The following is a 261-nucleotide window of genomic DNA, read 5'->3' as shown; positions in this document are numbered from 1 at the left end:
CTGAATCTGTAGCAGTTGTTTCAGATACTGCTCCTGCCTTAACTAATACACTTACATTATCTAAATCATTTTGTACAGCTGGGACTGCTGTTCCTGATACTGTTATTGTTATTGTATTTGCTGATGAGTCTCCCACTGCTGTATAATCTAAGCCTGATGGTAATCCTGTTACTTCAACATTAGCTTTTACATCTCCATCTTTTACTGTTCCTTTTGTTAGTGTTAGTACATATGTGTTATCTGATGGATCTACTGTTTCAT

General features: G+C 36.0%; 1 pseudogene. It reads right to left on the bottom strand.

Features of this window, described 5'->3' with window-relative positions:
* Positions 1–261: pseudogene (locus IC218_RS21730) on the bottom strand (cell wall-binding repeat-containing protein); the annotation flags it as partial.

The organism is Clostridioides sp. ES-S-0005-03 (assembly GCF_020658455.1).
Lineage (GTDB): Bacteria > Bacillota > Clostridia > Peptostreptococcales > Peptostreptococcaceae > Clostridioides.
Note: the sequence above shows the minus strand (reverse complement) of the source record. Positions and strands in the feature narration are given on the sequence as shown.